The sequence below is a fragment of the Aneurinibacillus terranovensis DSM 18919 genome, assembly GCF_000430625.1.
GTDB lineage: Bacteria > Bacillota > Bacilli > Aneurinibacillales > Aneurinibacillaceae > Aneurinibacillus_B > Aneurinibacillus_B terranovensis.
The window spans coordinates 61,920-85,681 of the sequence record NZ_AUMJ01000019.1; the positions used below are offsets into that span (position 1 = coordinate 61,920).

Consider the following 23,762-nt stretch of genomic DNA (forward strand, 5'->3'; position numbering starts at 1 on the left):
ATTGGGGGTATAAGGACGTATGTTATTTAAACAAATTCCTAATGTATTTACTTTAGGAAACCTTTTTCTAGGCATAGTTGCGATGATGTTAGCTTTTAATGGTGATTCACTTTACATTAACTATGCTGCTATCATGGTCATCATTGGGATGGTTCTGGACGGATTGGATGGCCGCTTAGCCCGCATGCTCAACGTGCAGAGCGATTTCGGTAAAGAGCTTGATTCGCTGTCCGACGTCGTAACGTTTGGCGTAGCACCGGCTTTAATTATGTACGTGGTTTTGTTGCAGGAAATCGGCTGGATCGGGATTGCGCTAACAGGCTTGTTCCCAATTTGCGGAGCTCTTCGCCTGGCCCGGTTTAACTCAACAAAAAGCGGAAATACCGGTTATTTTGTTGGTCTGCCCATTACAGCGGCAGGCGGGGTGCTTGCGACACTTGCACTTTATCACCATACGTTTCATGCCATTTATTTAATTATAGGGATGATTGGACTTTCCTATCTCATGGTCAGCAATATTAAATATCCTAATTTCAAAAAAGTAGGGATTCCACGTTCAGCCTACTGGGTGACACCGATTATTATTGCTGTTGTTGCTGTATTTGTGATGAAATTCCCGGCTCAAGTGCCGATGATAGTATTTGTCCCTCTTGTATTCTATGCTTTTTACGGCCTTAAAAAAAACACAGAGCGTTTTCTGCGGAAACGCGCGCAGCGGAACGCGGATGAAGAATTTATGAAATCATAAAAGGCATAGCCTGTACCACTTTTGTCGTGGTTGCGGGCTATGCCTTTTCATGATCTGCGGCGTGAGTATGCTAGAACGTTTTTTTAACGATATTGTTGACATCTTTATTTTGTTTATGATATTATATTAAACTTAATTGTTGACAACAAGGTAGATTTTATGATATATTTGGAAAGGATACTCTGTTGGGGGTGGATTTGTTGTTTCGAATTGGCGACAAGATTGTTTATCCGATGCACGGTGCAGGTGTTATTGAAGCCATTGAAGAAAGAGAAGTCCTTGGAGAAAAACAGCAGTATTATGTAATGAAGATGCCGGTAGGGAATATGCAGGTCATGATTCCGCTCCAGAAAGTGTCGAACCTCGGCATACGCGAAGTGATCGACCTTGAAGCGCTTGAAACGGTATTAACGATTTTGAGTGAAGAAGAAACCGATTTATCGATTAGCTGGAACCGTCGCTTTCGTAAAAATATGGACAAAATGAAGACGGGCGACATCTATGAAGTGGCCCGCGTTGTTCGTGATTTGATGCGAAGAGAGAGGGAGAAGGGGCTTTCAACAGGCGAACGTAAAATGTTGGATAATGCCCGGCAAATTTTAATTAGCGAGCTGGTTCTTGTGAAAGAGATTGATCAAGAACAAGCCACCCATTTGCTAGATGAAGTTGTTAATAGCTAGAGAGGAAGAAGAGGAGCTTCTCTAAGAGAAGCTTTTTTTTTTATTATTTTTTGATTAAAATCGATTTTTAATTGGTAGATATGACTATAATGAGGTAAAGGAGGTGAATGTATGTTAAAAAGAATTGTACAGTTATTCTTTCTGTTAGTCGGTGGCGGGCTTGGGTTTCAGTTCGGCCCAAATGTATTTCACATGCTTGGTTCTTCGCTTAATTTTGGAAAAGTGCCGGGCGACGAGTATATTGGAGCCATTGTTGGGGCGGTGGTTCTATTCCTCATTACCGCATGGCCGACCGATTATCTTGTTACTACCATACGCCGCAGTGAAGAAACACTTACCAAACTTCCAATTACGGATATTTTATTTGGGTCAATGGGGTTAATTATCGGACTTATTGTTGCATTTTTACTTTTCCTCCCTATTACGAACATCCCGATACCAATCGTTGCGAAACTGCTGCCGTTATTTATTTCTGTGCTATGCGGATATTTTGGTTTTCAGGTGGCGCTCAAAAAACGTGATGAGATCATGTCTGTTTTTTCTATTGGGCGATTAAACAGGGAGAAAAAGAAAGAAGAAAAACAAGGGTCAGCAAGCAATGTTGAGTATAAAATTCTTGATACGAGCGTGATCATTGATGGCCGGATTGCGGACATTTGCAAAACCGGCTTTATCGAAGGCGCGCTTGTTATCCCGGAATTCGTTCTGGAAGAATTGCAGCATATTGCAGACTCATCTGATGCCCTGAAACGCAACCGCGGGCGGCGCGGCCTGGATATCCTGAATAAAATCCAGAAAGAACTTAACGTGAAAGTCATCATTACGGAGCAGGACTTTGAAGATATAAGCGAAGTTGACAGCAAGCTTGTCAAGCTGGCCAAAGTAATGAAGGGCAAAGTTGTCACCAATGACTTTAACTTAAACAAAGTATGTGAATTGCAGGGAGTTTCTGTTCTCAATATTAACGATTTAGCCAATGCTGTTAAGCCTGTTGTTTTACCGGGTGAAGTTCTTCACGTACAGGTTATTAAGGATGGTAAAGAGAACGGTCAAGGCGTAGCTTATCTGGACGATGGAACCATGATTGTCGTAGAAGGCGGCCGGGAATACATTGGTTCATATATTGATGTCATTGTGACGAGTGTATTGCAAACATCCGCGGGGCGAATGATCTTTGCCAAACCGAAACTCATGGAGAAAGCTCTGTAACTTTTCTGTAAGAACGGATAAGAATAGGTGAGTGGATACAGCATGCAAATCGGAGTGGTCATTGCGGCTGCCGGACAGGGAAAGAGAATGGGCGGCACTGTAAAAAAGCAATTTATTGAAGTTGAAGGAAAAGCGGTGCTTTTGCATACGCTTGATATATTTGCAGGATTAACTGAAGTGAGCGAAACGATTGTCGTCACCTCTGCAGAAGATATTGAACAAACACGCGTACTGCTTCTGCCTTATCCCGGTGTCCGAGTTATAACGGGAGGGGCAGAGCGGCAGGACAGTGTCCGTTTAGGCCTGGACGCTCTTCGTCATTCTGATTATGTTCTTATTCACGATGGCGCACGCCCCTTTGTATCCCGTGGTACACTTAAAAAACTTATTCGTGTAATGAAAGACACAGGGGCGGCCACTCTCGCTGTCCCTGTAAAAGATACGATCAAGCAGGTAGGTGAGCATGGGGTTATCCTTTCTACACCCCCGCGAAAGAGCTTGTGGGCTGTTCAAACGCCACAAGCTTTTCATCTTTCTGTTATCAGGGAAGCACATGAGCGGGCGAGAAGAGACGGGTTTATCGGCACGGATGATGCCTCGCTCGTTGAGCGCACCGGGAAAACTGTTTTTATCGTAGAAGGAGAATATACGAACATTAAGCTAACGACTCCGGAGGACTTGCTGTTCGGGGAGGTCATTCTGAAACAGAGAATGAGATAAGGAGAAATACGCGAATGATACGAGTGGGACAAGGTTTTGATGTTCACCAGCTGGTGGAGGGACGCGAATTAATCGTTGGCGGGGTCAGTATCCCGTACGAGAAGGGGCTTCTGGGACATTCGGATGCAGATGTCCTCCTGCATGCGGTAACGGATGCCGTACTCGGTGCATTGGGGCTCGGCGATATTGGAAAGCATTTTCCTGATACGGATGCCACTTTTAAAGATGCCGACAGCCAGGTGCTGTTGAAAGAGGTATGGAAGCTTATCAAGGAAAAAGGCTACTTACTTGGCAATGCGGATGCGACCATTATTGCACAGAAACCGAAGATGGCGCCCTATATCGACCGGATGCGAACCGTTCTCGCTGACTGCCTTGAGGCTGAAGTGGAACGCATTAATATTAAAGCAACGACGACAGAAACCTTGGGATTTGCCGGACGTGGGGAAGGAATTGCCGCAATGGCGGTTGTATTGTTGCAAAAAGAAGGACTATAATAAACTCTAAAGAAAACTTGGTTAGCGCCAAGCCGAAGGCGCGGCGATAGCCTTAGTCGCACTTATGCGTATAAGAAAGTTATACTTTCTTATACGCTGAATAAAAGATAGAACACAGCAAAGGACGGTGGCAGTCATGTCGAAAGAAGTACGCGTCCGGTTTGCACCCAGCCCGACCGGACATTTACATATTGGTGGTGCTCGCTCCGCACTCTTCAACTATTTTTTCGCTCGTCATCATGGCGGGAAGTTTATCATTCGCATTGAAGATACGGATCGCAAGAGAAATGTGGAGGATGCGGAAGCGAAACTTATCGAAAGCATGCGCTGGATCGGTACGGAATGGGATGAAAGTATCGATAAAGAAGGCCAATATGGCCCTTATCGTTCCATGGATCGCCTGGAAATTTATACGGAGTACCTGAATAAGCTATTGGAGGAAGGAAAAGCTTACCATTGCTATTGTACGGAGGATGAGTTGAACGAGGAACGGGAAGCGCAAAAAGCCCGCGGTGAAATGCCGCGTTATTCGGGAAAGTGCCGTTGCCTGACTTCGGAGCAGATTTCCACCTTTAAGGCAGAAGGCCGCACATCCTCCATTCGGTTCCGCGTCCCGGAAAATAAAGAATTTGTTGTTCATGACCATATCCGTGGGGAAGTGACATTTGACTCGAACGGGATCGGCGACTTCGTCATTGCCCGACCTGACGGAATCCCAACCTATAATTTTGCTGTTACGATCGACGATTACCTGATGAAAATCAGCCATGTTATCCGGGGGGAGGAACACCTTTCCAACACGCCCAGACAACTGATGATATATGATGCGTTTGGCTGGGAAACGCCGGATTTTGCCCATGTATCCCTTATTCTGAATCCTGACCGCCAGAAGATGAGCAAACGTGACGAGTCGATTATCCAATTTGTGGAACAATACCGTGAACTTGGCTATCTGCCGGAAGCTCTAGTGAATTTTCTCGCTCTGCTTGGATGGTCGCCTGAAGGGGAAGAAGAAATTTTCACGATGGAGGAGCTGATTAAGCGTTTCACATTGGATCGCGTGTCAAAATCACCTTCCGTATTTGATATTGAAAAGCTCAATTGGATGAACAACCATTACATGAAGCTGGCGCCGCTGGAACGGATTGTCGACCTGGCCCTCCCGCATATGCAAAAAGCCGGGCAGCTTCCGGAACAGCTTTCACCTGAACAGCGCGCGTGGGCTGAACAAGTGATCGCACTTTATCAGGAGCAGATGGCATACGCCGCACAAATCGTGAATCTCGCTTCTCTTTTCTTCACGAATGAACTGGAATATAATGAAGAAGCGAAGCAAGTCCTGGCGGAAGAACAGGTGCCCGAGGTGATGAGAGCCTTCCATGAAGAAATCGTGAACGGAGACGACTACACACCGGACTTCATTAAACAAGCGTTGAAAAATGTGCAGAAAGCAACCGGGCATAAAGGAAAGAAATTATTTATGCCTGTTCGTGTGGCTGCTACCGGTGTAACCCATGGGCCGGATCTTGCTACGTCGCTTTACTTGCTGGGCCGTGACAAGGTTGCTGCGCGTGTGCTGAATGTAGCGGATAACCATAAGCAATTTGTTTAAATATTGAACAGCATTGAACGGAAGAAGTACGGGAAGTAGAAAAGCACAGAGAGGGCTATCGCTGCATAAGCAGTGGCTGGAAGTGGCCTGCCGATCTTTCCCGGAAATGCCTCCGTTGGCCGGACCTTTGAACATGAGCAGTAGGAGGTCCCGTTTCCCGCGTTAAGGGATTCGAGAACATCGCGAAATAGCTCCTGCTTACAGCAGGCCGTTGAAAGCAGAGTTGCATGTGATGGATTCAGAGTGGAACCGCGTAATTGTACGCCTCTGTAGCCTTCATTGGCTATGGGGGCGTTTTTTAGTAGACAAAGGTTACCGCATGCGCCTCTCAGGCGCTAGCCAAGTTTTGATCAGTGAAAAGACGGAAAGGGGGTAACATCCTATGTTCAAAAACATACGCCAGGATATCCGGTGTATATTTGAACGAGACCCGGCAGCCAGAAGTACACTTGAAGTGATTTTGACCTATTCCGGACTTCATGCTATCTGGTTTTATCGTATCAGCCATAAGCTGTGGGAAAAGAAGATTTTTACGCTTGCACGCATTGTCTCACAGATAGGAAGATTTTTTACCGGAATTGAAATTCATCCCGGCGCCAGAATTGGCAAGGGGTTATTTATTGACCACGGCATGGGGGTTGTCATTGGGGAAACGTGTGAAATTGGTGATAATGTGACCTTGTACCAGGGAGTTACGCTGGGAGGAACCGGGAAAGAAAAAGGAAAGCGGCATCCGACGATTGGGAATAATGTTCTTATCGCTTCTGGTGCCAAGGTGCTCGGTTCTATGAAGATTGGAGATAATTCAAAAATTGGAGCAGGGGCTATTGTGCTGCAGGAAGTTCCTCCAAATTCAACGGTTGTGGGCATGAAGGGCCGGATTATTATTCAGGACGGGGTAAGGGTACAGCAGGATTTTGACCAGGTAAACCTGCCTGATCCGATTGCTGAAATGATGCGGGCAATGCAGCGCGAAATTGATGAACTTCGGCAGGAGATTAAGGATTTAAAGGAGAGTAAAGGAGAGTAAAGGAGAAAGGATATTTTATGAGTAAGATAAGAATATATAATACGCTATCCGGAAAAAAAGAAGAGCTTATTCCGCTTGAACCGGGAAAAATTAAAATGTACGTTTGCGGTCCTACCGTTTATAACTACATTCACATTGGAAACGGCCGTCCGGCGATTATATTTGATGTCGTGCGCAGATATTTAACGTACCGTGGCTATGACGTCACGTATATTCAGAATTTTACCGACGTCGATGACAAATTAATCAAAAAGGCGGCAGAGACAGGGGAAACCGTCCCTGAGGTAGCGCAGCGCTTTATCAAAGCGTATGAAGAGGATGTGCGCGCGCTTGGTGTACTGCAGGCGAACGTCCATCCGAAAGTAACGGATCATATGCCGGAAATCATCGCATTTATCGAGGGGTTGATTGAGAAGGGGCATGCTTACGCAGCCGGGGGAGACGTATATTTTCGGACCGCTTCTTTCCCGGAATACGGCAAGCTTTCCCACCAACACATTGCCGACCTGAAAGCGGGAGCGCGCATTGAAGTGAACGAAAAAAAGGATGATCCGCTTGATTTTGTGCTCTGGAAGCAGGCGAAGCCCGGGGAAATTTTCTGGGAAAGCCCGTGGGGAAAGGGAAGACCCGGGTGGCATATCGAGTGCTCAGCGATGTCCCTTAAGTATCTTGGTGAAACATTTGATATTCACGGTGGAGGACATGACCTTGCCTTCCCGCACCATGAAAATGAAATTGCCCAGTCAGAATGTTTAACCGGCCATCCGATGGCTAGATACTGGATGCATAATGGGTATATTAATATTGATAATGAAAAAATGTCTAAATCGCTTGGAAACTTTGTGCTTGTTAAAGAACTGAGAGATGAGTATTCTCCGCGGGCTCTGCGTTTCTTTATGCTCAGCGCACATTATCGCAACCCGATTAACTTCAGCAAAGAACTCATCCAACAGGCAGTGAACAGCATTACCCGCATCGATAATGCGGTTCGCAATTTGAAGCACCGGAAAGAGACCGCGGTTGACGGGGAAATGACTGCGGAAGAGCGGCAAATTTTGGAGCGGTTCCGTCAAACGTTTATTGAAGAGATGGATAATGACTTTAATACGGCTGATGGAATTACCGTGCTGTTCGATATGGTGCGGGAAACCAATCAAATCCTTACGGCACCTGCTGTGAAGCGGTCCCTGATTCAAGCGTATCTCTCCCTTTTTGACGAGTTCGGCGGTGTGCTTGGATTTACCTTTGGGGAAGCAGAAGAGAATGGCCGCGGCCCATCGGATGAAGATGTTGAAAAGTTAATAGTAGAACGTGGAGAGGCGCGCAAAAACCGAAACTTTGCCCGTGCTGATGAGATAAGGGATCAATTGCAGCAAATGGGGATTGTGCTGGAGGATACGCCCCAAGGCGTACGCTGGCATCGTAAATAGGGGGAAAATTGCCGGGAAAATAGGGAATGAACAGGGGATATGATGAAGCAGGATAAACAAAAAAGGGATCCGCGCCAATTAAATTCATTGGCGCTAGCTTATATGGGAGACGCGGTTCTTGAGCTACGGGTTCGCCAGCATTTAATTGCAGCAGGGGAAGTAAAACCTAACCAGCTGCAGCGTATGGCTGTGCGATACGTTTCGGCCAAGGCCCAGGCTTCTATCGTCCACGGAATATGGGACAGATTAAGTGAGGAAGAACAGGCCGTCCTCCGAAGGGGCCGGAATGCGAAGTCAGCGACCATGCCTAAAAATGCAGAGGTCGCTGACTACCGATTGAGTACGGGATTCGAAGCGCTGCTCGGCCTGCTTTATCTGACCGGGCAAGAGACCCGTTTGGATGAAATTCTGACCTATGCGCTTGAATGGGTAGAACATGGAGCGGCAAAGCCTTCGGGCAAACCGGACAACATCATCTAGTATGAGGAGTTTATATTATGAGTGAATACATTGTAGGCAAGAATCCGGTGCTTGAAGCGCTTCGCTCCGGAAGACCGATTAATAAAATATGGATAGCGGAAGGTTCGCAGAAGGGAACGACGGGGCAAGTGATGGTGCTGGCGAAAGAAGCGGGTGTCACTGTTCAAATCGTTCCCCGCAAAAAGCTGGACCAGGCGGCAGAGGGTGAGAGTCACCAGGGGGTTCTGGCTTTTATTGCTGCACATCAATATGCAGAAATAGAAGATCTCCTGAGGAGGGCGGAGGAAGCTGGCGAACCACCTTTTCTGATCATACTCGATGAAGTCGAAGACCCACATAATCTGGGATCCGTGCTTCGCACAGCGGACGCCACCGGAGTGCACGGTGTAATCATACCGAAGAGGCGTTCCGCAGGCCTTACTTCTACCGTTGCCAAAGCATCAGCGGGAGCGATTGAATATGTCCCGGTTGCCCGTGTCGTGAATATTGCCCAGACGATTGACCTTTTGAAGGAACGCAATATATGGGTCGTTGGCACAGACGCTTCGGGGAAAGAAGAGTTCAGAGAGGCGAGATTGGATATGGGGATTGCCCTTGTCATAGGCAGTGAAGGAAAGGGCATGAGTCGGCTGGTCAAAGAAAAATGTGATTTTACTGTCCAATTGCCTATGGTGGGACATGTAACATCCCTTAACGCTTCTGTGGCTGCGGCCTTGCTGATGTACGAAGTATACCGGCAGCGTCACCCCCTGTCCCGCTAAAAACTTGGCTACTGACAAGCCGCAGGCAATAGCCTTAGTTGCACGTATGCGTGTAAGAAAGGATATCGTTATTACACGCTAAAAAGGGGAACGGGGAATGGAAGAAATACTAATCGTTGACGGATACAATGTGATCGGTGATTGGGCGAAGCTGCAGAAAAAGAAAGAAGAAAGCCTGGAGGAAGCACGTGACGAGCTTCTTTCCATGCTTGCCGATTATCAGGGGTATACCGGAATACGAATTATCGTTATCTTTGACGCATATAATGTCAAGGGGGTAGGAAAAAGGGTCAAACAGTATGGAATCGACATCCGCTATACGCGGGAAAAAGAGACCGCCGATGAAATGATTGAACGCCTTGTCCGTGAGTTATCCCACCGCCAGCGGCAAATATATGTGGCAACGTCGGATTATACAGAGCAGAGGGTTACATTCGGTTATGGGGCGCTGCGTAAATCGGCCCGTGAACTGTGGAATGATGTAAAGCAGGTCCGGCGGAATATCAGTGAGAAAGTAGAAGAAACGAAGCAGGGATCTCCGGGCGGCAGGCTTGTGTTGAGTGAAGACTTGCAAAAAATCTTTGAAAAGTGGCGTCGAGGCGAACATTGATTTGGTTGACGTTGGAAGATTACATAATGTATAATGTCTTTATCTTGCATGCCGCGGGTCGGAGGGATGATGTTTGAGCACAGACCATAACCGATTTGAAATTCTTTACGATGAAGACATCGTAGACCTCATACGTTTGGGCGATAGTGATGCACTGGAATACTTGATTAATAAGTACAAGAACTTTGTTCGGGCAAAGGCAAGATCTTATTTTTTAATTGGTGCGGACCGTGAAGATATTGTGCAGGAAGGTATGATTGGCCTGTATAAATCAATTCGGGATTTTCGTGGAGACAAGCTTGCTTCCTTCAAAGCATTTGCCGAATTGTGTATTACTCGTCAGATTATCACAGCGATTAAAACGGCGACCAGGCAGAAGCATATTCCGCTGAACTCCTATGTTTCACTGGACAAGCCGATTTATGATGAAGATTCTGATCGTACTTTGCTGGATGTTATCTGTGGAACACGTGCAACGGATCCTGAGGAGCTTATCATTAACCAGGAAGAATATGATGACATCGAAGATAAAATGAGTGAACTTTTGAGCGATTTGGAACAGCAGGTTCTTTTGCTTTATCTCGATGGTCGTTCCTATCAGGAAATCGCTGTCGATTTAAGCCGTCATGTGAAATCGATAGATAATGCGCTGCAGCGTGTAAAAAGAAAGCTTGAACGTTATCTGGAAGTACGTGAAGTTTCACAGGTATAACAAATTGATTCTCTATTCACATAACAGGGCAATGGCCCTGTTTTTTTGCACCTTTTGCGTCTGTTCGCGTTCATGTGCTACTGCAACGTATGGGCATAGCCTGAATGTAAATTTCAGAGTCGGTGGTAAACTGTCATTACACTGAGTAACGGGAAGAAAGCAAAAAATAAAATCGGCCCATTCCATTGCAGACTACCTCTAAAATCTACGTTGACCACGCCTACACGTTGCAGTAGAAGAAGGGAAGAAGGGAAGAAGGGAAGACGTTCGCAGATGCATTGAAATCCCTTTATTTTTACTTTTTTTCCGCTACCAAGTGCTTCGCTGAAGTTTGGAGGTGCTTTTATGCCCGACTGACTGCATCTTCTAGCTACCCAGATGTTTCGGGCCGCCTCAGATGGAAGGGAAGCACGGCCGGGTAAGGCTTCTCTGCAAGAGAAAACTCTGCAAAAATAAACGGATTCTGATGAATCTTGTACGGATTGGGTGCATTATCGCGTATTAAGCAGCCTTTTAAGGGCAACAATGTTTAGCATGCGATGCTTGGACGTAGTAAATGTTAGAATTGGACATCGGATTTTATTTGACACTAAATTTCCATTGTGATAAAGTATTGGAGGTAGCCGTGTCATAAACACGGTTTTACTAGATGCTATTATAAAGGATCGGCGATATAACGCCATGTCTAATTCTGTGGGAGGTGTAACATCATGCGGGTAATTGTGACTTTAGCGTGCACCGAGTGCAAACAACGCAACTATACCACAAACAAAAATAAACGTAAGCATCCAGACCGCATTGAGATGAAGAAGCATTGCAAATTCTGCAACGACCATACTCTTCATCGCGAGACTCGCTAGGTTAAGTTGATGAGCTTGAATGTAATGGGGGGTGCGTTATGAGTTTCATAGAAAAACTCAAACGCGGACCGGCTTTCTTTAAAGAAGCCGTAACCGAATTGAAAAAAGTCACCTGGCCAACGCGTAAAGAGCTTATCTCTTACACTTTGGTCGTTATCGTGACGGTTGCAGCACTGGCAATCTTCTTCGCTGTGATTGATTTAGGTATTTCCCAATTGTTAGGTCTTTTGTTTAAAATCGGGAAATAATCGTTAGGGGGGTTAAGGACACCTGTTTGTCCTCAAATCATGGAAAAACACTGGTATGTTGTTCATACTTATTCAGGTTATGAGAATAAAGTCAAAACAAACCTCGAAAAACGTGTCGAATCGATGGGAATGGAAGATAAGATCTTCCGCGTCATGATTCCGACGGAGGAAGAGACCGAAGTGCGTGACGGCAAGAAAAAAGTCGTAACGAAAAAGGTTTTTCCGGGATATGTCCTCGTTGAAATGGCTATGACGGACGATTCATGGTATGTTGTTCGGAATACACCAGGTGTAACAGGATTTGTTGGTTCGGCAGGTGCGGGCTCAAAGCCAACGCCTCTGCTTCCTGAAGAAGTTGCCTCGATTATGAAGCAAATGGGTGTGGAAGACAGTGCGCCCCGCGTCGACTTTGTGCTGAAAGAAATGGTCAAAGTAAAAGAAGGGCCGTTTGCCAACATGGTTGGCTCTATCGAAGAAATTCAGATAGACAAGCGCAAAGTTAAAGTTCTTGTTGATATGTTTGGGAGAGAAACGCCAGTGGAGCTGGATTTCACTCAGGTGGCTAAATTATAAAATAGACTTGAAATACTTTTCCCCATATGGTATTTTCAAATTTGTTTAGGTTTCTCTTAACATAGAAGATTTTCTTTCTTTAGTTCGTTTTTAGGAGGTGGATTACATGGCGAAAAAAGTAATTAAAATGGTTAAACTTCAAATCCCTGCAGGGAAAGCAAACCCGGCACCACCGGTTGGTCCTGCGCTTGGTCAAGCCGGCGTAAACATTATGGGTTTTTGTAAGGAATTCAATGCGCGTACGCAAGAACAGGCCGGTCTTATTATTCCTGTTGAGATTACGGTATTTGAAGACCGTTCTTTTACGTTTATTACTAAAACTCCTCCGGCAGCTGTTCTGCTTAAAAAAGCGGCAGGTATTGAGTCCGGTTCGAGTGTTCCTAATAAAACAAAAGTTGCAACTGTTAAGCGTGATAAAGTTCGTGAAATTGCTGAACTTAAAATGCCTGACCTAAATGCTGCAAACGTTGAGTCTGCTATGCGCATGGTTGAAGGTACAGCTCGCAGCATGGGTATTACAATCGAAGACTAATTCCCTGCTGAATAAGACAGGTTCTACCGAAGGGGTTGTGTTTGCGGCTTTTTATCCGTATCGCAACCCTGTTTCGTGGGAGGTAAAACCGCTATTACCACAATGAGGAGGATGTTAGAAGTGGCTAAAAAAGGTAAGAATTATGCAGAAGCTGCAAAGCTTGTTGACCGTACTGCTCTGTACGATGCAAATGAAGCACTTGAACTTGTGAAGAAAGCTTCTAAAGCTAAGTTTGATGAAACTGTTGAGGTAGCTTTCCGTCTGGGCGTTGATCCTCGTAAAAACGACCAGCAAATTCGTGGAGCTGTTGTGCTTCCGAATGGAACAGGGAAAACGCAGCGCGTGCTCGTATTCGCAAAAGGCGATAAAGCCAAAGAAGCGGAAGCAGCCGGTGCTGACTATGTAGGTGATGAAGAATACATCAATAAAATCCAACAAGGTTGGTTTGATTTTGATGTAGTCGTTGCTACACCGGATATGATGGGTACGGTTGGACGTCTTGGCCGCGTGCTCGGACCTAAAGGTTTAATGCCGAACCCTAAGACTGGTACGGTAACTTTTGAAGTTGAAAAAGCTGTCAATGAAATTAAAGCAGGTAAAATCGAATACCGTACTGATAAAGCAGGAAATATCCACGCTCCAATCGGTAAAGTTTCTTTCGATGTTGAGAAACTCGTGGAAAACTTCAACGCTATTACTGATGCGCTTATTAAAGCGAAGCCTGCTGCTGCTAAAGGTGTGTACATGAAGAACATTACGGTGAGCTCTACGATGGGCCCTGGTGTTCGCGTGAATGTAGCCGGCGTTGCAAAATAATTTGTTGACCTGTGCTTTCTAAAATGATATAATTTTTCTTGTTGATAAAAGAATATGCCGTTACCGTAGACAGAAGGTGTCAGGTGTGAGCCTAACTTAATTTCCTTCCGAGGTGCTTGAATGATATAAATTCTGAAGCCTTCGCATGTCTGCGGAGGCTTTTTTGATGCAAGATCTCATGCTACAGGAGGTGTAAAAATGTCCGTACGTGAAGAAAAAGTACAAACCGTGGGCGAGATTGTTGAGAAATTCCGCGCAAGCAAAAGCTCAGTTCTAACTGATTACCGCGGATTAAACGTAGCGCAAGTTACCCAACTCCGTAAACTCTGCCGTGAAGCAGGTGTAGATTTCAAAGTATACAAAAATACGCTGGCTCGCCGTGCTACTGCAGAAGTTGAGTTAACTGAACTTGATCAATACCTTACAGGGCCTACTGCCATTGCGTTCAGCATGGAAGATGAAATGGCTGCTGCGAAAGTATTGTCTGATTTTGCCAAAACAAACGAAGCGTTGGAAATCAAGGCTGGTGTATTAGAAGGCAAAGTGATGGATGCTGCGGAAGTGAAAGCTATCGCAAGTCTTCCAAACCGCGAAGGTTTACTTTCTATGCTGCTTAGCGTGCTCCAGGCACCTATGCGCAACTTTGCTCTTGCTGTTAAAGCTGTTGCAGATCAAAAAGAAGGCCAAGAGGCCTAATTCCATACCCTGTTAGGAGGACTAAATATAATGAGTAAAGAACAAATTCTTGAAGCCATTAAAGGCATGTCCGTTCTTGAACTGAATGATCTTGTTAAAGCAATTGAAGAAGAGTTCGGCGTAACTGCTGCTGCTCCTGTAGCTGTAGTTGGCGGTGCTGCTGGCGGCGCTGCTGAAGCGGAACAAACAGAATTCACAGTTGTGCTTACTAGCGCAGGTGCTTCTAAAATCAACGTTATCAAAGTGGTTCGCGAAATCACTGGCCTTGGCTTGAAAGAAGCAAAAGCTATGGTTGACGGCGCTCCTGCTAACGTTAAGGAAGGCGCCTCTAAAGAAGATGCAGAAGCTATGAAAGCTAAGCTTGAAGAAGCTGGCGCATCTGTAGAACTGAAGTAGTTTGCTATAGACGATAGAAAGTCTGGCGCATTTTATGCGTCAGACTTTTTATATTTCAACAATGACGAATACTGCAGGTTTGGAGCTCGGCGTACCGGCTTATAATATAGAAGTAATCATAGAAATAAGTATAGAAATCATTAACGATTTAATAAGAGTGGTGATGTGGATGGAACATTACTTTACGAATCAACCGGAATCCGACAGCAAGGAACAGGCGTTTACTTTTACACTGCGTGGAAGAGAATTTAAGTTTAAAACCGACAGCGGCGTATTTTCGAAAAACCGCATTGATTTTGGCAGTGTATTGCTTATTGAATCGATGGACATTAGGGACGGAATGGATGTTCTTGATGTGGGCTGCGGATATGGGCCTATTGGTTTATCGGCGGCTTCTCTTACTCCGCATGGATCGGTAAAAATGTTGGATATCAATGAACGTGCCGTTAAACTTGCCAATGACAATCTTAAGCTAAACGGAATCACGAATGCATGCGCAATGGTCAGCGATAGGTTTGCCGCTTTGAAAGAGGGGGAAACTTTCGACGTGATTCTCACCAACCCTCCAATCCGGGCGGGGAAGCAAGTTGTTCATGGTATTTTTGAAGAGGCGAACCGGTTTTTAAAAAGCGGGGGCGCGCTGTGGGTCGTGATTCAGAAAAAACAGGGAGCGCCTTCCGCATTCGCCAAGCTCACTGAAGAATACTCTTCTGTAGAGGAAGTCGCCAAAAAGAAAGGATATTCTGTTTTTAAAGCGATAAAAGAATAAGTTTTCTTTATTGACTTATAAAAATGATTATGATATCGTTATATAATGCCACTGTAGTGTTGAGGTAGAGAAATAAATTGCATAAAAAGTCAACCTTTTTTTATTAGGAATTAAGGGAGTAATAACAGGTATGGAAATATTACTTTATGTTAATCATTATATAATATTACGTACCGGTTATTCAAAATAATAGTAAAGTCTTCTACATAGGAGACTTTGTTCTTTTTTGTGCAAAAACTCGGTTTGAGAGGTGAATAAGTTGGCAGGTCATCTAATTCAGAGTGGACGTCATCGCCAGCGTCGCAGTTACGCGAGAATTCAAGAGGTAATGGAATTACCAAACCTGATTGAAATCCAGCAGAAATCATATCAGTGGTTTCTTGATGAAGGATTGCGGGAAATGTTCCAGGATATTTCTCCAATTCAGGATTTTACGGGGAATCTTGTACTGGAGTTCATTGACTATAGTTTAGGAGAACCTAAGTATTCCGTCGATGAATCGAAAGAACGAGATGTGACGTATGCTGCTCCACTGCGTGTAAAAGTTCGTCTCATTAACAAAGAAACGGGAGAAGTCAAAGAACAAGAAGTGTTTATGGGTGATTTCCCGCTTATGACGGAGACGGGTACGTTCGTGATAAACGGAGCTGAGAGGGTTATTGTTAGTCAGCTTGTTCGTTCTCCCAGCGTGTATTTCAGCACAAAAGTAGATAAGAATGGAAAACAAGCGTATACGGCAACGGTGATTCCAAATCGTGGAGCCTGGCTCGAACTTGAAACGGATGCCAAGGATATTATTTATGTCCGTATCGACCGTACAAGGAAAATACCCGTTACGGTTCTTTTGCGTGCTTTAGGATTTGGTACAGATGTAGAAATTCTCAATCTTCTTGGTGAAGATGAATTTATTAAAAATACACTGGAGAAAGACAATACGGACTCTACGGAGAAGGCGCTGATTGAAATCTACGAAAGATTGCGCCCGGGTGAGCCGCCTACAGTAGAGAACGCGAAGAGCCTTTTAATCTCACGGTTCTTTGATCCAAAACGATATGATCTGGCAAATGTTGGTCGCTATAAGATTAACAAGAAGCTACATATCAAAACAAGGCTATATAATCAACGTTTGGCGGAAACGTTGGTTGACGAATCAACCGGTGAAATTATTGCGCAAGCCGGTGATATTGTGGATCGACGTTTGCTTGACCGGATTCTTCCCTACATTGAAGAAAATGTTGGGTTTGTTAACGTTCGTCCGCGCGGTGGCGTACTGGAAGATGAGTTCCGTCTTCAGGCGATTAAAATTTTCTCGCCCATCGAGGACGGTAAAGTGATTAAAGTCATCGCAAACGGTATTATTGATAAAACTGTTAAGCACATTACGCCGGCTGATATTATTTCGTCTATTAATTACTTTCTTAATCTGCTGCATGGCATTGGTTCAACAGATGATATTGACCATCTTGGCAACCGCCGTTTGCGTTCGGTCGGAGAACTGCTCCAGAACCAATTCCGCATTGGATTGTCCCGTATGGAACGTGTCGTTCGCGAGCGGATGTCCATCCAAGATGCCAACGCGATTACACCGCAGGCTCTTATCAATATCCGTCCGGTGATTGCGTCTATTAAGGAATTTTTCGGCAGTTCACAACTTTCCCAGTTTATGGACCAGACCAATCCGCTTGCCGAATTAACGCACAAGCGCCGTTTGTCCGCACTGGGACCAGGTGGTCTTACACGGGAACGTGCGGGGTTTGAAGTGCGTGACGTTCATCACTCCCACTATGGCCGTATGTGTCCGATTGAAACGCCGGAAGGTCCGAACATTGGTCTTATCAACTCATTATCAAGCTATGCAAGAATTAATGAGTACGGCTTTATCGAAACGCCGCGCCGTAAGATCGACCCGGAAACCGGACGCGTTACGATGGAAATTGATTACCTGACGGCGGATGAAGAGGATGTATTTAATGTAGCGCAGGCCAACGCGCCTATCACGGAAGATGGAGAATTCATCAATGAAACGGTTATCTGCCGCCGCCGCGGTGAAATCGTTACGGTTCCGCGCGATAAGGTTGACTTCATGGACGTTTCTCCGAGGCAGGTAGTGTCGGTTGCTACCGCGATGATTCCATTCCTGGAAAATGACGACGCAAACCGCGCCCTCATGGGTTCTAACATGCAACGGCAGGCCGTACCGCTTCTGATTCCGGAAGCGCCGTTTATCGGTACTGGTATGGAACATAAAGCAGCCAAAGATTCAGGGGTGGCTATCGTTGTCCGTCATCCGGGTGTGGTGGAACGTGTCACCGCACGTGAAATTTGGGTGCGCCGTCAGGAAGAAGTGGACGGAAAAACAATCATGGGTGATATTGACAAATACAAACTTCATAAATTCGAGCGCTCCAATCAGGGGACGTGTATTAATCAGCGCCCGATTATTAAAAAAGGTGAAGTTGTAGAAGTAGGAGATATTATTGCTGACGGTCCTTCCACCGAAAAAGGGGAATTGGCTCTTGGCCGTAACGTAGTCGTAGCTTTTATGACCTGGGAAGGTTATAACTATGAAGACGCGATTCTTCTCAGCGAAAAACTCGTAAAAGAAGATGTTTATACTTCGATTCATATTGAAGAATACGAAGCGGAAGCCCGTGATACAAAGCTTGGGCCTGAAGAAATTACCCGCGATATTCCGAATGTAGGGGAAGACGCCCTGCGTAACCTCGATGAGCGCGGCATTATCCGCGTGGGGGCGGAAATTAACGATGGCGATATTCTTGTAGGAAAAGTAACGCCTAAAGGTGTAACTGAATTAACGGCGGAAGAACGCCTCCTGCATGCTATTTTCGGTGAAAAAGCCCGTGAAGTTCGCGATACGTCCCTTCGTGTGCCACACGGTGGATCCGGTATTATCGTAGACGTTAAAGTGTTTACGCGGGATAACGGAGATGAATTACCGCCGGGTGTCAATCAACTTGTTCGTGTCTATATTGCGCAAAAACGTAAAATTTCCGTAGGTGACAAAATGGCCGGACGCCATGGTAATAAAGGGGTTATCGCCCGCATTTTGCCGGAAGAAGACATGCCGTTTATGCCGGATGGCACACCTGTACAGGTTGTATTGAATCCGCTGGGCGTACCGTCAAGGATGAACATCGGGCAAGCGCTGGAGGTTCACCTGGGAATGGCCGCACGGGCTCTCGGTATTCATATCGCTACACCTGTATTTGACGGGGCACGCGAGATGGATGTGTTCGATGCATTGGAAGAAGCAGGCTTAAGCCGAACCGGTAAAACGATTCTTTTTGACGGGCGTACGGGTGAACCGTTTGACCGCACAGTAACCGTCGGCGTGATGTATATGATTAAGCTGGCGCATATGGTTGACGATAAAATTCATGCCCGCTCTACAGGGCCTTACTCACTTGTTACGCAGCAGCCTCTTGGCGGTAAAGCCCAGTTCGGCGGCCAGCGTTTTGGTGAGATGGAGGTTTGGGCGCTTGAGGCTTATGGAGCAGCCTATACCCTGCAGGAAATTCTTACTGTCAAATCGGATGACGTTGTGGGTCGTGTAAAAACATACGAATCCATTGTTAAAGGGGAAAATGTACCGGAACCTGGTGTACCGGAATCCTTTAAAGTTTTAATTAAAGAGTTGCAAAGTTTAGGTATGGACGTGAAGATACTCTCGGGCGATGAGCAGGAAATCGAGATGCGCGATATCGATGAAGATGAAGATACATCTGGTGAGAAGTTAAACCTGAACTTGAGCGGTACTGAGGAGTAAAAGGATTAAACCGGGAAGTATTGGGAGGTATGCGCCTTGTTAGATGTGAATAATTTCGAGTATATGAAAATCGGCCTGGCTTCACCGGATAAGATTCGTTCCTGGTCTTTTGGTGAGGTGAAGAAGCCTGAAACGATTAACTACCGGACGTTAAAACCGGAAAAAGAAGGCTTGTTCTGCGAAAAGATTTTTGGTCCGACGAAGGACTGGGAATGTCACTGCGGGAAGTACAAGCGTGTTCGTTATAAAGGCGTTGTTTGTGACCGCTGCGGCGTTGAAGTCACACGGGCTAAAGTTCGCCGTGAGCGCATGGGGCACATTGAACTGGCTGCCCCTGTTTCTCACATCTGGTTTTTTAAAGGAATCCCGAGCAGAATGGGGCTTGTCCTTGACATGTCCCCGCGTTCCCTTGAGGAAGTCATTTATTTTGCTTCCTATGTAGTAACCGACCCGGGGGAAACACCGCTGGAGAAAAAGCAGCTTTTATCGGAAAAAGAATACCGTACCTATCGTGAAAAATACGGTTCTGCTTTCCAGGCCTCAATGGGCGCTGAATCAATTAAACGATTACTCTCAGAAATCGACCTCGACAAAGAAGTGGACTATCTGAAAGAAGAATTGAAAACAGCTCAGGGTCAGCGCCGCAGCCGTGTTATTAAGCGGCTGGAAGTACTGGAAGCCTTCCGCAATTCCGGAAATCGCCCGGAATGGATGGTTTTTGATGTGCTTCCCGTGATCCCGCCTGAATTGCGTCCGATGGTGCAATTAGACGGCGGACGCTTTGCGACTTCCGACTTAAATGATTTATACCGCCGTGTGATCAACAGGAATAACCGTTTAAAGCGTCTGCTTGATCTGGGAGCGCCTGATATCATTGTCCAGAATGAGAAAAGAATGCTGCAGGAAGCGGTGGACGCTCTGATCGATAACGGACGCCGCGGCCGTCCGGTAACAGGTCCGGGAAATCGTCCGTTGAAATCTCTCAGCCATATGTTGAAAGGGAAGCAAGGACGTTTCCGCCAGAACCTGCTTGGTAAACGCGTTGACTATTCCGGCCGTTCCGTTATCGTCGTAGGGCCTCATTTACAGATGTACCAGTGCGGTCTGCCGAAAGAAATGGCACTGGAATTGTTTAAACCATTTGTGATGAAGGAACTTGTAGCGAAAGGTCTTGCTCACAATATTAAATCGGCCAAACGCAAAGTAGAACGCATCCACCCTGAAGTGTGGGATGTGTTAGAGGATGTCATTAAAGAGCATCCGGTTCTCTTAAACCGTGCACCAACCCTGCACAGACTTGGAATTCAGGCATTTGAACCCACACTGGTTGAAGGGCGCGCCATCCGTCTGCACCCGCTTGTATGTACGGCGTACAATGCTGACTTTGACGGTGACCAAATGGCTGTCCACGTACCGTTATCTGCCGAAGCACAGGCGGAAGCCCGGATTCTTATGCTTGCTGCACAGAATATCCTGAACCCGAAAGATGGAAAACCTGTCGTCACACCTTCTCAGGATATGGTGCTTGGAACATATTATCTTACAATGGAAGACAAAAACGCCCCTGGTGAAGGAAGTCTCTTCCCAAATGTAAATCAGGCGATTTCCGCTTATGCGAACAGCCATATTACTTTGCATACGCGCATTGCCGTACCGGCTAAAAATTTAAACAAAACGTCATTTACACCTGAACAGCAGGGCGCTTTGCTCGTTACAACGGTTGGAAAACTCATTTTTAATGAAATTTTCCCGCCGGAATTGCCGTATATTAACGAGCCGACAAAGAGCAATTTGCAAAAACAGGTGCCGGATAAGTTCTTTATTTTCGAAAAAGGTGTCGATGTAAAGGAATTTATTAAGCAACTGCCTGAACAGGATGCCGTTAAGAAAAGCTTCCTCGGAACCATCATTGCGGAATGCTTCCGTCGTTTCGGCACCACGCAGACATCCGTTATCCTTGATAAAATCAAAGCAAACGGCTTTAAATATTCAACGCAAGCAGGTATAACCGTTGCGGTCGCAGATATTACCACACCGGATGAGAAGCACGAAATTCTCAATGAAGCGGAGAAAAAAGTTGAGATGGTCATGCAGCAGTTCCGCCGGGGTCTCATTACGGAAAACGAACGCTATGACCGCGTTATCTCCATCTGGAGTAAAGCGAAAGACGATGTTACGAAAGTGCTCATGGAATCGCTCGATAAGTTTAATTCTATCAACATGATGGCGACATCCGGTGCCCGCGGTAACGTATCCCAGATTACCCAGTTGGCGGGTATGCGCGGCCTAATGGCGAATCCGTCCGGCCGTATCATCGAGCTGCCGATTAAATCGAACTTCCGTGAAGGTCTGACGGTGTTGGAATACTTTATTTCCACGCACGGTGCCCGTAAAGGTTTGGCCGATACGGCGCTTCGTACGGCTGACTCAGGTTACCTGACACGCCGCCTTGTAGACGTTGCCCAGGACGTTATTGTACGTGAAGAAGACTGTGGAACGGATAAAGGAGTTCCGGCTCAGGCGATTCGTGACGGCAACGAAGTGATCGAAGATTTGTACGATCGTCTCGTTGGGCGCTACGCGTTTGAAACCGTGCGCCATCCGGAAACTGGTGAGCTGATTGTTGGCCGCAACGAATTGATTGATGAGGATATTGCCGATCAAATCATCGCCGCAGATATAAAAAGGGTAATGATTCGTTCTGTTATCGGCTGTCGCACTCAGCATGGCGTGTGTAAAAAATGCTACGGACGCAACCTTGCCACCGGAAAGAAAGTGGATGTCGGGGAAGCTGTCGGTATTATTGCAGCACAGTCCATCGGTGAACCGGGTACACAGCTTACGATGCGCACCTTCCATACAGGCGGGGTAGCCGGTGACGATATCACGCAAGGTCTGCCGCGTATTCAGGAGCTTTTTGAAGCCCGTAACCCGAAAGGTCAGGCGGTTATTACTGAAATTGAGGGTGAAGTTATTGATATACGGGAAGGAAAAGACCGTCGTGAAGTCGAAATTCGCGGAGAAACGGAAAATAAAGTATATCAGATACCATACGGTTCCCGTTTGAAGGTATCCGTTGGAAGTAAGGTCGACATAGGAGAAGAATTAACGGAAGGCTCGATTGACCCGAAAGAAATGCTGAAAGTTCGCGGTATGCGCGGCGTGCAGTACTACATCCTGCAGGAAGTACAGAAAGTGTATCGTATGCAGGGGGTTGAGATTAACGACAAGCACGTAGAGGTTATGATCCGTCAGATGCTTCGTAAAGTGCGTGTGGTTGATAACGGCGATACAGATTTACTTCCAGGGGCTTATGTGGAAATTCACGAGTTTGAAGAAGCTAACAAAAAGGTTCTTTGGGAAGGAAAAAGCCCTGCGGTTGCCCGTCCGGTTCTTCTTGGGATCACCAAGGCATCGCTTGAAACGGATTCCTTCCTGTCCGCCGCTTCCTTCCAGGAGACAACGCGTGTCCTGACAGATGCCGCAATTAAAGGGAAAGTTGACCGCCTACTTGGCCTGAAAGAAAATGTTATCATTGGTAAGCTGGTACCAGCCGGTACGGGTATGAATCCGTATCGCAACATCAAGCTGAAGCATGATTTTATGCCGAATAAAGAGGAAGCCAAAGGGATACCTTCGCTTGATGAAGAAACGGAAACGGTGATGGTAGAAAAATAATTCATAAACCTTGTTGACACAGATGGTGACAGGTGATATGATATCGAAGTGTGCCTAATACCTGTACTTTGGAGGATATGAAAATGTCTTATGAAAAAGTAGAGCAGGCTAAAAATGTTGTGATTGGCACAAAGCAAACGTATCGGGCCATTGAGATGGATTCAGTATCTGAAGTCATCATTGCGAAAGATGCGGATGCAAGGGTTTTAAGTAAAGTGATTTTGCTCTGTAAAGAGAAAGGTCTGCCTATTCACTACGTTGATTCGATGCGCCGTCTTGGAGCGGCATGTGGAATTGATGTGGGAGCAGCGGTGGTTGCTATAAAATAGTATATGTAAGCTACATTCTGTTTTTGCTTAAATCTGTGTATTTGCCGTTAGTTTCGGTAAATACACAGAGGCAAAAACTTTTCATTTGCAGTTTCATGAACCACCAGGACCTGTGGTCTTAAAATGTACAGCATTGGAAGGAGGTGCGACGGATGCCGACTATTAATCAACTCGTGCGCAAAGGTCGCGAAAGCAAAGAATATAAATCAAAATCTCCAGCTCTTACTAAAGGGTACAACAGTATGAAAAAGGAGATGACCAACCTGAATTCTCCACAAAAGCGTGGGGTATGTACTCGTGTTGGTACGATGACACCAAAAAAACCGAACTCAGCTTTACGTAAATATGCTCGTGTACGTTTAACGAACGGTATCGAGGTAACTGCGTATATTCCTGGTATTGGCCATAATCTTCAAGAGCACAGCGTGGTTCTTGTTCGTGGCGGCCGTGTTAAAGACTTGCCTGGTGTACGTTACAAAATCGTACGCGGCGCTTTAGATACAGCGGGTGTACAAAACCGTATGCAATCACGTTCTAAATACGGTTCAAAACGCCCTAAAGCTCCTAAAGCATAAAAAACTTTTATTCA

Annotated in this window: 24 protein-coding genes and 1 other annotated feature; all 24 genes read left to right on the top strand. The window is 45.9% G+C overall.

The annotated features are described in order from the left end of the window. Nucleotides 1-19 precede the first annotated feature (19 nt). The 24 genes from pssA (at nucleotide 20) to rpsL (ending at nucleotide 23,748) form a co-directional block, all read left to right on the top strand. On the top strand, nucleotides 20-748 hold the full coding sequence (gene pssA / locus H525_RS0105045) for a CDP-diacylglycerol--serine O-phosphatidyltransferase (RefSeq protein ID WP_027415302.1): 729 nt from the start codon (nucleotides 20-22) through the stop codon (nucleotides 746-748). 200 nt (nucleotides 749-948) lie between these two features. Then, on the top strand, nucleotides 949-1,428 hold the full coding sequence (locus tag H525_RS0105050) for a CarD family transcriptional regulator (protein ID WP_027415303.1): 480 nt from the start codon (nucleotides 949-951) through the stop codon (nucleotides 1,426-1,428). A gap of 111 nt (nucleotides 1,429-1,539) precedes the next feature. Next, nucleotides 1,540-2,637 carry a PIN/TRAM domain-containing protein gene (locus H525_RS0105055; protein WP_027415304.1) on the top strand — a complete coding sequence of 366 codons (1,098 nt, stop codon included), beginning with the start codon at nucleotides 1,540-1,542 and terminating at the stop codon, nucleotides 2,635-2,637. Nucleotides 2,638-2,679: 42 nt separating this feature from the next. Further along, nucleotides 2,680-3,357: a 2-C-methyl-D-erythritol 4-phosphate cytidylyltransferase gene (gene ispD / locus H525_RS0105060; protein ID WP_027415305.1), complete on the top strand. Its 678-nt coding sequence runs from the start codon at nucleotides 2,680-2,682 to the stop codon at nucleotides 3,355-3,357. A 14-nt stretch (nucleotides 3,358-3,371) separates the two neighbouring features. Further along, the gene (ispF, locus tag H525_RS0105065) at nucleotides 3,372-3,854 is read left to right on the top strand and encodes a 2-C-methyl-D-erythritol 2,4-cyclodiphosphate synthase (RefSeq protein WP_027415306.1); all 483 of its coding nucleotides are present in this window, start codon (nucleotides 3,372-3,374) and stop codon (nucleotides 3,852-3,854) included. Between the two features lie 136 nt (nucleotides 3,855-3,990). After that, nucleotides 3,991-5,466 (top strand): glutamate--tRNA ligase, encoded by a 1,476-nt coding sequence (gene gltX, locus H525_RS0105070; RefSeq protein ID WP_027415307.1) that lies wholly within the window; start codon nucleotides 3,991-3,993, stop codon nucleotides 5,464-5,466. 382 nt (nucleotides 5,467-5,848) lie between these two features. Further along, nucleotides 5,849-6,496: a serine O-acetyltransferase gene (gene cysE, locus H525_RS0105075; RefSeq protein WP_027415308.1), complete on the top strand. Its 648-nt coding sequence runs from the start codon at nucleotides 5,849-5,851 to the stop codon at nucleotides 6,494-6,496. Between the two features lie 17 nt (nucleotides 6,497-6,513). Continuing rightward, nucleotides 6,514-7,926, top strand: coding sequence for a cysteine--tRNA ligase (gene cysS, locus H525_RS0105080; protein ID WP_027415309.1), 1,413 nt, complete (start codon nucleotides 6,514-6,516; stop codon nucleotides 7,924-7,926). 39 nt (nucleotides 7,927-7,965) lie between these two features. Then, nucleotides 7,966-8,406 carry a Mini-ribonuclease 3 gene (locus H525_RS0105085; protein ID WP_051330813.1) on the top strand — a complete coding sequence of 147 codons (441 nt, stop codon included), beginning with the start codon at nucleotides 7,966-7,968 and terminating at the stop codon, nucleotides 8,404-8,406. 14 nt (nucleotides 8,407-8,420) lie between these two features. Continuing rightward, nucleotides 8,421-9,167, top strand: a complete 747-nt coding sequence (gene rlmB, locus H525_RS0105090; RefSeq protein WP_027415311.1) for a 23S rRNA (guanosine(2251)-2'-O)-methyltransferase RlmB — start codon at nucleotides 8,421-8,423, stop codon at nucleotides 9,165-9,167. A 97-nt stretch (nucleotides 9,168-9,264) separates the two neighbouring features. Next, a complete protein-coding gene (locus H525_RS0105095; RefSeq protein ID WP_027415312.1) occupies nucleotides 9,265-9,777 on the top strand; it encodes an NYN domain-containing protein in 513 nt (170 codons plus the stop codon). Nucleotides 9,778-9,850: 73 nt separating this feature from the next. Beyond that, complete coding sequence (gene sigH / locus H525_RS0105100) at nucleotides 9,851-10,489, top strand: RNA polymerase sporulation sigma factor SigH (RefSeq protein WP_027415313.1); 639 nt, start codon at nucleotides 9,851-9,853, stop codon at nucleotides 10,487-10,489. A gap of 710 nt (nucleotides 10,490-11,199) precedes the next feature. Continuing rightward, complete coding sequence (gene rpmG / locus H525_RS26045) at nucleotides 11,200-11,349, top strand: 50S ribosomal protein L33 (RefSeq protein ID WP_081413237.1); 150 nt, start codon at nucleotides 11,200-11,202, stop codon at nucleotides 11,347-11,349. A gap of 38 nt (nucleotides 11,350-11,387) precedes the next feature. Further along, nucleotides 11,388-11,597 (top strand): preprotein translocase subunit SecE, encoded by a 210-nt coding sequence (gene secE, locus H525_RS0105105; protein WP_027415314.1) that lies wholly within the window; start codon nucleotides 11,388-11,390, stop codon nucleotides 11,595-11,597. A gap of 39 nt (nucleotides 11,598-11,636) precedes the next feature. After that, the gene (nusG, locus tag H525_RS0105110) at nucleotides 11,637-12,170 is read left to right on the top strand and encodes a transcription termination/antitermination protein NusG (RefSeq protein WP_027415315.1); all 534 of its coding nucleotides are present in this window, start codon (nucleotides 11,637-11,639) and stop codon (nucleotides 12,168-12,170) included. A gap of 106 nt (nucleotides 12,171-12,276) precedes the next feature. Continuing rightward, a complete protein-coding gene (rplK, locus tag H525_RS0105115; protein ID WP_027415316.1) occupies nucleotides 12,277-12,702 on the top strand; it encodes a 50S ribosomal protein L11 in 426 nt (141 codons plus the stop codon). Nucleotides 12,703-12,822: 120 nt separating this feature from the next. Beyond that, on the top strand, nucleotides 12,823-13,518 hold the full coding sequence (gene rplA / locus H525_RS0105120) for a 50S ribosomal protein L1 (protein WP_027415317.1): 696 nt from the start codon (nucleotides 12,823-12,825) through the stop codon (nucleotides 13,516-13,518). A gap of 45 nt (nucleotides 13,519-13,563) precedes the next feature. Beyond that, nucleotides 13,564-13,692, top strand: a sequence feature (ribosomal protein L10 leader region). A gap of 24 nt (nucleotides 13,693-13,716) precedes the next feature. Continuing rightward, nucleotides 13,717-14,214, top strand: a complete 498-nt coding sequence (rplJ, locus tag H525_RS0105125; RefSeq protein ID WP_027415318.1) for a 50S ribosomal protein L10 — start codon at nucleotides 13,717-13,719, stop codon at nucleotides 14,212-14,214. Between the two features lie 30 nt (nucleotides 14,215-14,244). Further along, nucleotides 14,245-14,610: a 50S ribosomal protein L7/L12 gene (gene rplL / locus H525_RS0105130; protein ID WP_027415319.1), complete on the top strand. Its 366-nt coding sequence runs from the start codon at nucleotides 14,245-14,247 to the stop codon at nucleotides 14,608-14,610. 169 nt (nucleotides 14,611-14,779) lie between these two features. After that, entirely contained in the window at nucleotides 14,780-15,379 is a 600-nt protein-coding gene (locus tag H525_RS0105135; RefSeq protein WP_035100031.1) for a class I SAM-dependent methyltransferase, read from the top strand. 259 nt (nucleotides 15,380-15,638) lie between these two features. Continuing rightward, complete coding sequence (rpoB, locus tag H525_RS0105140; protein ID WP_027415321.1) at nucleotides 15,639-19,166, top strand: DNA-directed RNA polymerase subunit beta; 3,528 nt, start codon at nucleotides 15,639-15,641, stop codon at nucleotides 19,164-19,166. 36 nt (nucleotides 19,167-19,202) lie between these two features. After that, nucleotides 19,203-22,844 (top strand): DNA-directed RNA polymerase subunit beta', encoded by a 3,642-nt coding sequence (rpoC, locus tag H525_RS0105145; protein WP_027415322.1) that lies wholly within the window; start codon nucleotides 19,203-19,205, stop codon nucleotides 22,842-22,844. Nucleotides 22,845-22,927: 83 nt separating this feature from the next. Next, entirely contained in the window at nucleotides 22,928-23,173 is a 246-nt protein-coding gene (locus H525_RS0105150) for a 50S ribosomal protein L7ae-like protein (protein ID WP_027415323.1), read from the top strand. 152 nt (nucleotides 23,174-23,325) lie between these two features. Further along, nucleotides 23,326-23,748, top strand: a complete 423-nt coding sequence (rpsL, locus tag H525_RS0105155) for a 30S ribosomal protein S12 (RefSeq protein WP_027415324.1) — start codon at nucleotides 23,326-23,328, stop codon at nucleotides 23,746-23,748. The last annotated feature ends 14 nt before the right edge of the window (nucleotides 23,749-23,762 follow it).

Coding starts and splice junctions, on each gene's coding strand:
- pssA (WP_027415302.1), top strand. CDS start 20: ATGTTATTTAAACAAATTCCTAATGTATTTACTTTAGGAAACCTTTTT.
- H525_RS0105055 (WP_027415304.1), top strand. CDS start 1,540: ATGTTAAAAAGAATTGTACAGTTATTCTTTCTGTTAGTCGGTGGCGGG.
- ispD (WP_027415305.1), top strand. CDS start 2,680: ATGCAAATCGGAGTGGTCATTGCGGCTGCCGGACAGGGAAAGAGAATG.
- ispF (WP_027415306.1), top strand. CDS start 3,372: ATGATACGAGTGGGACAAGGTTTTGATGTTCACCAGCTGGTGGAGGGA.
- gltX (WP_027415307.1), top strand. CDS start 3,991: ATGTCGAAAGAAGTACGCGTCCGGTTTGCACCCAGCCCGACCGGACAT.
- cysE (WP_027415308.1), top strand. CDS start 5,849: ATGTTCAAAAACATACGCCAGGATATCCGGTGTATATTTGAACGAGAC.
- cysS (WP_027415309.1), top strand. CDS start 6,514: ATGAGTAAGATAAGAATATATAATACGCTATCCGGAAAAAAAGAAGAG.
- H525_RS0105085 (WP_051330813.1), top strand. CDS start 7,966: ATGATGAAGCAGGATAAACAAAAAAGGGATCCGCGCCAATTAAATTCA.
- H525_RS0105095 (WP_027415312.1), top strand. CDS start 9,265: ATGGAAGAAATACTAATCGTTGACGGATACAATGTGATCGGTGATTGG.
- rpmG (WP_081413237.1), top strand. CDS start 11,200: ATGCGGGTAATTGTGACTTTAGCGTGCACCGAGTGCAAACAACGCAAC.
- secE (WP_027415314.1), top strand. CDS start 11,388: ATGAGTTTCATAGAAAAACTCAAACGCGGACCGGCTTTCTTTAAAGAA.
- nusG (WP_027415315.1), top strand. CDS start 11,637: ATGGAAAAACACTGGTATGTTGTTCATACTTATTCAGGTTATGAGAAT.
- rplK (WP_027415316.1), top strand. CDS start 12,277: ATGGCGAAAAAAGTAATTAAAATGGTTAAACTTCAAATCCCTGCAGGG.
- rplJ (WP_027415318.1), top strand. CDS start 13,717: ATGTCCGTACGTGAAGAAAAAGTACAAACCGTGGGCGAGATTGTTGAG.
- rplL (WP_027415319.1), top strand. CDS start 14,245: ATGAGTAAAGAACAAATTCTTGAAGCCATTAAAGGCATGTCCGTTCTT.
- H525_RS0105135 (WP_035100031.1), top strand. CDS start 14,780: ATGGAACATTACTTTACGAATCAACCGGAATCCGACAGCAAGGAACAG.
- H525_RS0105150 (WP_027415323.1), top strand. CDS start 22,928: ATGTCTTATGAAAAAGTAGAGCAGGCTAAAAATGTTGTGATTGGCACA.
- rpsL (WP_027415324.1), top strand. CDS start 23,326: ATGCCGACTATTAATCAACTCGTGCGCAAAGGTCGCGAAAGCAAAGAA.